Below are 7,300 nucleotides of genomic sequence, written 5' to 3' on the forward strand. Positions count from 1 at the left end.
GATATAAATAATATTCCTCGGTTACGTTCCTACTCTTCTTATTCATCTGATTTCTGGCTAATGTATTATTTTATAAGTAGCGATTTGTACTATAAATCGCTTCAGTCCTTCAGCTTTTATACCTACTATGACTTCATCTGACTCCCTCCCTAAACCTTTTTCGACCATATCATTTAATATGTGGGTAGGGTCTCCCAGGGTAAGGCACTAATCTTTCATTCCACAACCTCTTGATTTACAACTTCGGTTTACGTTTACCATTTGGGCTTAAGCTTGTTCCGCAGCCTCACCCACCTAATCGCCTTATCAAGTTTCTGTTCGTAGGCTCAAGAATTTTGCTACACCACTTCCTTCATCCATACCATTACTGATACCAACTTGTGGTTCGCTACACTTGGCGGTAAATACCCGTGACTGGACTTACACCAGCAAGATTAGTGCCATGCCTGGCACACGGCAATAAAAACTACTAGCCAAATATTAATAGCTAGTAGTTTTTTAAGTAACTTATCCTTGTATCATTGTGGAAGAAATAAACCAAGCGAATGCAAATAGAATAGCAAAAATAGCAGAGAGAATTTTTCCAGACTTCGCAAATATATGCTCAGGATATTTCTGACCAACTATAATTGCTAATATTAAAATTGCAAAAGAATAAAAAACAGTATAGTGTAACCCGATATTACCATTAAGATGAGTTGACCATGCCGGCAAATTAATAAAATGCAAAACAGCGTCTCCTAGACAAAAATTGTTTAATGATTTTATATCTCTAGACCATACTATTGCAAAAATAAATAATATAATCGATAAAGTTCCAAATCCAAATTTTTTCTTCATCTAGTCCCCCTAGTAAACCGTACATGTATTTTTATATAGTATACTATATAAATTACTAACTATCAAAATTCATCGTAAATTTCACACACTTAATGTGGAAAAAATGTGGGAAAATTTTTTAAATATATTACTAAAAATTTACCTTTCTTTTTTTCACCACTTTATTAATATCCGTTTTTTTAAAATGTTATATTTATAGAAAAAGAAGTATTAGTATAAATTAATATATCGAAAATTATATTCATTATTATAAATAAAATTCCCATTTCACAATAAAGTTTATGTAAAGTTGTTTGTCTTTTATAAAGATTTTTTAAAGTTGCTTTATAATTAAAAACTTTTACATTAATCTTTTGTTGTTCTAATATTTCTATAATGTGAGATAATTCTTCTTCTTGTATTTTTAAAAGAAATGTTGACATATTTAATTGCATTTTTATTTTTTTATTATTTTCTTTACTTTTATACCAAAACCCTAAAACTATTGAATCTTTTTTAACTTTTAAAAACCTTATGTATTCATAACAAATCTTTATTGTTTTATATTTTTTTAAGAATTTTATTTGTATTATAAGTCCATTATTATCATCATTAATAGTAAATCTTATAAATATTAAAATTAAAAAAATAAATGTTACAACTAAAAAAATGTATTTTAAAATAAATACTCCTAAAATTTTATCTAATCTCCCAAAACTAAAAAACAAAAAAATTAAAAAGGATATTATTACTTCTAAAAGTCCTTTATATTTTTTAGTTTCTATTATTTCCATTATTTTCATTGTAATTTATGCCTCATATCTCTTCTATAAATTATTACAATAGTACAGTATAGCTTAAAATATTATATATTTAATTGGATAATTTTACTAGTATGTCTAAGTAAATATTTAAAAATTAATTTCAAAAACCAAAAAAGCCAGCCAAGGATCGCTCCTCAGCTGGCATCAAGAAATTTTATAATCTTACTATCCATTCACTCTAACATAAATTTGATAAGTTTGTCCTTCTAGTTCTCCTTTAATTATAGCAAGTCCTTTTTTTACTGCTGTCACTTCTCCAATTGCTGATACTGTGGCAACGCTTTCATCCATAGATGTCCAAGTTACTTTACTGGGATCAGCATCTAAATATAGGTTAGAGTTATCTCCTGCGGTCAAATACACTGCCAAACGCATTTCGTCTGCGGTGCCCTCCACTACTTTTACCGGTATGTATTCCTTAAATGTTCCATCTGCATTTTGAGCATAAATATCAGCTTGTCCTTCTCCAACAGCTGTTACTTTTCCATTAGCATCCACTGTGGCTACGGCTTCATTAGTAGAACTCCATGTAAAATTGGTATTATCTGTTAAATTGTATGATGCACTTAGTTGCACTGTTTCATTTATATTTAATAGTACTGATAAAACATAATTTTGTGCAGTTTCTGGTGGAGTAAATGCTTCTACTTTAGATGTATTATAAGGAAGATATCCTCCCATAACAAATATTTGATTATTTACTGTTGCTATACCAAATTGTCCCCTACCTGTAAGCATAGGCTCCATTGTTCTCCACGTGTCTGTCTTCGGATCATATTCTTCTACCATATTTAAGCCCGCACCCTTGAAACCTCCAATAGCATATATTCTTCCATTAACTTCTGCCGCTCTAAAATACTCTCTTTTTGTAGGCATGCTATTTTTTGTACTCCAAGTATCCGTTTGAGGATCATATTCTTCTACTATACCAGTAACTTGATTATTATTATCATTTCCCCCAATAATATATATCTTTTTATTAACTACTGCTATTGCAAATTTGCTTCTTGGAGCTGGCATACTAGCTTTAGTAGTCCAAGTATTCGTCTCAGGATTATATTCTTCTACTACTGCAGTTTTACCCCCAGTGCTATTTCCTCCTCCAATAGCATATATCCTTCCATTAACTTCTGCCGCACCAAAATAACATCTAGCTGTAGGCATCTCTGTTTTATAAGTCCAAGTATCAGTCCTCGGATTATATTCTTCAACTTTACTTAATTCAGACTTATCTAATCCGCCTATCGCATATATTTTATTATCTACAGACACTACCTCCATTGAAGTTCTCGCTGTATGCATACTAGCCTTAGTTGTCCATGTATCTGTTATTGGATCATATTCTTCTACTTCCGTTTTATTCTCATATCCACCTATAGCATATATTTTCCCATTTAATACAGCTGCTCCTAAACTTTCCCTCTCTGAAAGCATATTAGCTTTAGTTTGCCAAGTTCCTAAATCTTTATTATCCGCCCAGGCGCTGACCCCTGATATACTTAATACCATACACAAAGTTAAAATAATTGTTAAAAATCGTTTCATTTCTTCCTCCCTTTTGTTCCTATAATTGTTTCAATATAATTTACTAGAATATATTACCATTTGAGCAAACTATATAACAGTCTGTTCTTCCATAATTTTCTATAATATAATTGATTGTTTAGGATGCTTTTCTATAAACAAAAAAAGCCATCTGAGTATTATCTACTTAACCGGCTTAAACATGATTACTAAATGTGGTATTAAATTTATTTTGGTTCCTGATATGCAACAAAGCTACTAAAGATTAAGCCCTACAGCTATATACTGCATTCTATTTTTATACAACACTTAGACACACATATGCGACTAGACTGATCTTGGCTGGCGCTCCATTAAAAACTGTACAAGAATTAATGGAGCATAAAGATGTAACTGTTACAGCTAAATATTATACCTTTGTTTCTAACAAGGAAAAAACCCAAGCTGTAAACAAAATAAGCACTATACTAACAGGTAAAAAACAAGTGGCTAAAAAACGGCTAAAATCTATAAAGCGTAAAATAAAAACACTAGATTAAATCTTGTAACCTAGTGTTTCCAACGTTTCTGGTACGCCATGAGGGATTCGAACCCCCGACCTTCACATTCGTAGTGTGCCACTCTATCCAGCTGAGCTAATGGCGCTTAATAGCTTGCTTTTGCAGCTGATATTTATTATACAACATATTTCGCTTTCTTGTAAAGAATTAATTTAGATATTTACTATTCTTTCTTCTGCAAAGTAACAAAATTACCTGACTCTTTATCATATCCCATTCCTGTAATAACTATATTCATGCATTTTTTATCATGCATTAAATTTAATTCTTCCATATGTTCACCTTTTTCATTTATAGTACGTACTGAAGGTCGTAATGTATTCTCTGAATAGTTTTTTATAACAACAGCTTTTTCACCATTACTTAATAAAACAATTGTACCTTCTGGATATACTGCAACAGTAGTTAAGAATGTTTTTAAAAGGTCTGTGTCAAAATGTGATTCAGCACATCCCATCATATATTCAATAGCATCACTTGGGAACCAAGCTTTTCTATAAGCTCTTTGAGATGTTAACGCATCATATACATCTGCAATAGCTATAATCCTGCTGAAAAGGGGTATATCATACCCTGATAACCCATCAGGATATCCTGAACCATCAAATTTTTCATGATGACCCTTTATGCTATTCAACATTTCATATGAAATATTTTTATTTGCTTCAAGAAGAAGCTTTGCACATCCCGGATGAGTCTTAATAATTTCAAACTCTTCATCCGTAAGATACGAAGGTTTATCTAAAATTTCAATAGGTATCATGGCCTTCCCTATATCATGCAGCAAACCACAAGTTGCCAAATTAACTAAATCTGCATATTCCAATTCATGTTTTATCCCTATTACAACACTTATAATAGAAACACAAAGACAATGATAATAGGTATAATTACTATGACTTTTAAGCTCAATCATATTAATTAATAACTCATCATTGGAAAGAATATTTAATACAAGATCATTTGCCATTTTTGATACCGACTTAAAGTCGTCTTGGGTAAATTGTGTATTTTTTTCAAGAGAAGAAAAAATTTCTTTAACACCGGAAATTGTACTTCTTTTAAGATCATTGTCTATAATACTTTTAACTACAATATCATTTCCAACATCAGATTCAACATACAGTCCTGATATCTCTTTTAATTTAAGTTGTCGAATTATAAAAGTGTTTAATACCTGTCCCTTTGTTATAAGTGGTAAAAAACTAAAGTCCATATAAATATTTTTTGCTACAACCATTCCTGGTTTCAAATGCTCTAATGGCAGATATATCATTTTTTTTACCTTCTGAAATTTTTATAACATCATAGAATTGGATTCTTCTAAATATAAAGAATATTAAAATATCAAATTAAATCTTATTATAACATTATAATAATTTTATATCAACAATTTAATACAGAATATAACCTCTTTTTACATTTTTTTGTAAATAAAAACCTTATAAAATTATACAAAAAAATATTGAATTAATACCATATAAAGAATTGTTCCGCCAACCATTGCAAGTAAATTATTCTTAGTTATTTTGTAAAGAACCATAACAACTAAAATAGAAACTAATTCTGGGGAACCAAAAGGAGCCTTAATAAGTGATATGTTCTTAAGACAGTATATAATCAACATAGCCATTACTGCAGGAGGTAATACATTACCAAGATATGTAATAACTTTTGGAGTTTCCCCTCCCCTACTAAACGCTAAATATGGGAATAATCTAGCACCAAAAGTCAAAACTGCAATTAAAATAATTATAACTATAGAATAAATAATTGAGCTGGATTCCATTATTTTAATCCCCCTATCTTTTCTGTATTTTCATCTAATGTTATGGGTTCATTAATCATTTTTTCCTCTATTTTTTTTCTTCTGAATAACAGAACAATTAATATTGCTATCATTGAAGGGATCATAAATCCTTCAGGTCCAAAAATGAGCAACGCCATAACAGAACAAATAAATCCTGCAAAAACAGGTTCGTGACAAGCATATGCTTTCCATTGATCCATACATAATACTACAAATAATGCAGTCATAATAAAATCCATCCCTGCAGTATTTATAGTTATAAAAGACCCTGCTATAACGCCTATAATACCCCCTATAATCCAATACAAATGATTCATCATAGAAAGTGCAAACATAAATTTATCTTCATCTACATCTTCAGGAGGTTTTATTGCACATAAAATAGAATATGTTTCATCCGTAAGAGCAAATATTATATACCATTTTTTTTTGCCCATTTTTTGAAATGTATCTATAAATGATAAACCATAAAACATTAATCTTGCATTTAAAATAATTATAATCATTGTAATTTCTAAGAGTGGTGTTGCTGATGATAAAAAGTTTACTTCTACAAATTGACCTGTACCCGAATATATAGAAATACTAGATATAATTGCCCATAAAAGCCCATAACCTGCATCTTGTATAAGTAATCCAAAAGCTATTCCTAATGGAATATATCCAAGAAAAACCGGAATAGTAATTGGAAAAGCTGCTTTAATTGCCTGTTTCATTTTATTTCCTTTTCTTAATAGTATAATATTTCAAATTATAGTATACTATATATATAACTTTTTTCAATGCAATTTCATGAAAGTAAAGGTAAAAGAATGAATAATATCAAAAAAGCAGGAATTATTACCGGTGCTACAATTGGAGGCATAATTGGAGGTACTATATCAGTTGTGGGTAAAGTATCTAAAAATAAATTTATTGATGAATTAGGTGAAAGTGTAATAGATTCCACAATACTTACTGGAAGTATAGCTGGAACTGTAGCCAGCGGGGCAAGCCATATAGTAGCTGGAAAAATAAGAAAAAATCCCATAGAAACAAAAGAAGGTACCAATGATTTAAAAGATGCAACCAATGAAATAGTAGGTAACTTTGTCACTAATATAAATACAGTTGTAAGCAATGGTTCTGAAATAATTGATGGTGTAAAAAAAAGAGATAAAAAAAAGGTTGTCAAAAGTACAAAAACCTTAATTAAAGTTATTGCTGTGGGTGCTATAACTGTTGGTGCTGTAAAAGTAGATGAAGAAAAAGATGACATTAATTAGATTAGGCATTTATGTAATTAAACCATTTTAATTATTTATGATAGTAACAATTTTTTTATAAACCTTAAAGATTAATGAAAGAATTTTATATATAGCAATTAGCAATAGGTTAATAGTTTTATGTCTATAATTTGACTTTTTATAGACTAGATAAGATAAAAAAAAGAAGTAATTTGAGACTGTGAAAAAAAGTCTGTAAAATATTAAAACTATATAGCTTTCTATGATAAAATCAAATTATTATAGGAGGCTATTTTTATGGCAAAGAAAAATGTGTACAAAGTTGGTCCATTGACCGAAGGGAAGAAAAACATTATTGCAAGTTTAATTGAAGAGTATGATATCGAAACAGCAGAAGATATTCAAGATGCTTTGAGAGATTTGCTTGGAGGTACTATTAAAAGTATGATGGAATCTGAAATGGATGATCATTTAGGCTATAGCAAATCAGAAAGAAGTTCTAATCCTAACTATCGCAATGGTAGTAAATCCAAACAT

Annotated in this window: 8 protein-coding genes, 1 tRNA gene and 1 pseudogene; 3 read left to right on the forward strand and 7 right to left on the reverse strand. The window is 29.9% G+C overall.

The features are described 5' to 3' along the window. Positions 1-507 precede the first annotated feature (507 nt). From K292_RS0112560 to K292_RS18040, 3 genes are all read right to left on the reverse strand, one after another. Positions 508-840, reverse strand: a complete 333-nt coding sequence (locus tag K292_RS0112560) for a hypothetical protein (RefSeq protein WP_027400114.1) — start codon at positions 838-840, stop codon at positions 508-510. Between the two features lie 179 nt (positions 841-1,019). After that, positions 1,020-1,622: a hypothetical protein gene (locus K292_RS0112565; protein ID WP_027400115.1), complete on the reverse strand. Its 603-nt coding sequence runs from the start codon at positions 1,620-1,622 to the stop codon at positions 1,020-1,022. Between the two features lie 186 nt (positions 1,623-1,808). Continuing rightward, positions 1,809-3,188, reverse strand: coding sequence for a Kelch repeat-containing protein (locus tag K292_RS18040; RefSeq protein ID WP_051280727.1), 1,380 nt, complete (start codon positions 3,186-3,188; stop codon positions 1,809-1,811). A gap of 296 nt (positions 3,189-3,484) precedes the next feature. Here K292_RS18040 and K292_RS0112575 point away from each other — a divergent pair. Next, positions 3,485-3,706 (forward strand): annotated as a pseudogene (locus tag K292_RS0112575) (hypothetical protein); the annotation flags it as partial. Between the two features lie 29 nt (positions 3,707-3,735). Here K292_RS0112575 and K292_RS0112580 read toward each other — a convergent pair. The 4 genes from K292_RS0112580 to K292_RS17185 form a co-directional block, all read right to left on the reverse strand. After that, a tRNA-Arg gene (locus K292_RS0112580) sits at positions 3,736-3,812 on the reverse strand. A gap of 78 nt (positions 3,813-3,890) precedes the next feature. Further along, positions 3,891-5,003, reverse strand: coding sequence for an HD-GYP domain-containing protein (locus tag K292_RS17180; RefSeq protein WP_051280729.1), 1,113 nt, complete (start codon positions 5,001-5,003; stop codon positions 3,891-3,893). A gap of 174 nt (positions 5,004-5,177) precedes the next feature. Continuing rightward, a complete protein-coding gene (locus K292_RS0112590; RefSeq protein WP_027400117.1) occupies positions 5,178-5,516 on the reverse strand; it encodes a branched-chain amino acid transporter permease in 339 nt (112 codons plus the stop codon). Then, positions 5,516-6,253 (reverse strand): AzlC family ABC transporter permease, encoded by a 738-nt coding sequence (locus K292_RS17185; protein WP_051280732.1) that lies wholly within the window; start codon positions 6,251-6,253, stop codon positions 5,516-5,518. The genes K292_RS0112590 and K292_RS17185 overlap by 1 nt, the downstream gene beginning before the upstream one ends. A 96-nt stretch (positions 6,254-6,349) precedes the next feature. On the opposite strand from K292_RS17185, the gene K292_RS0112600 reads away from it, so the two are divergent. Both K292_RS0112600 and K292_RS0112605 read left to right on the forward strand, forming a co-directional pair. Then, positions 6,350-6,802 carry a hypothetical protein gene (locus K292_RS0112600; RefSeq protein WP_027400118.1) on the forward strand — a complete coding sequence of 151 codons (453 nt, stop codon included), beginning with the start codon at positions 6,350-6,352 and terminating at the stop codon, positions 6,800-6,802. Between the two features lie 258 nt (positions 6,803-7,060). Then, the coding region (locus K292_RS0112605) for a transposase (RefSeq protein ID WP_037373207.1) at positions 7,061-7,300 on the forward strand (240 nt) is incomplete at its 3' end.

It is taken from the genome of Anaerovorax odorimutans DSM 5092 (genome assembly GCF_000426305.1).
Lineage (GTDB): Bacteria > Bacillota > Clostridia > Peptostreptococcales > Anaerovoracaceae > Anaerovorax > Anaerovorax odorimutans.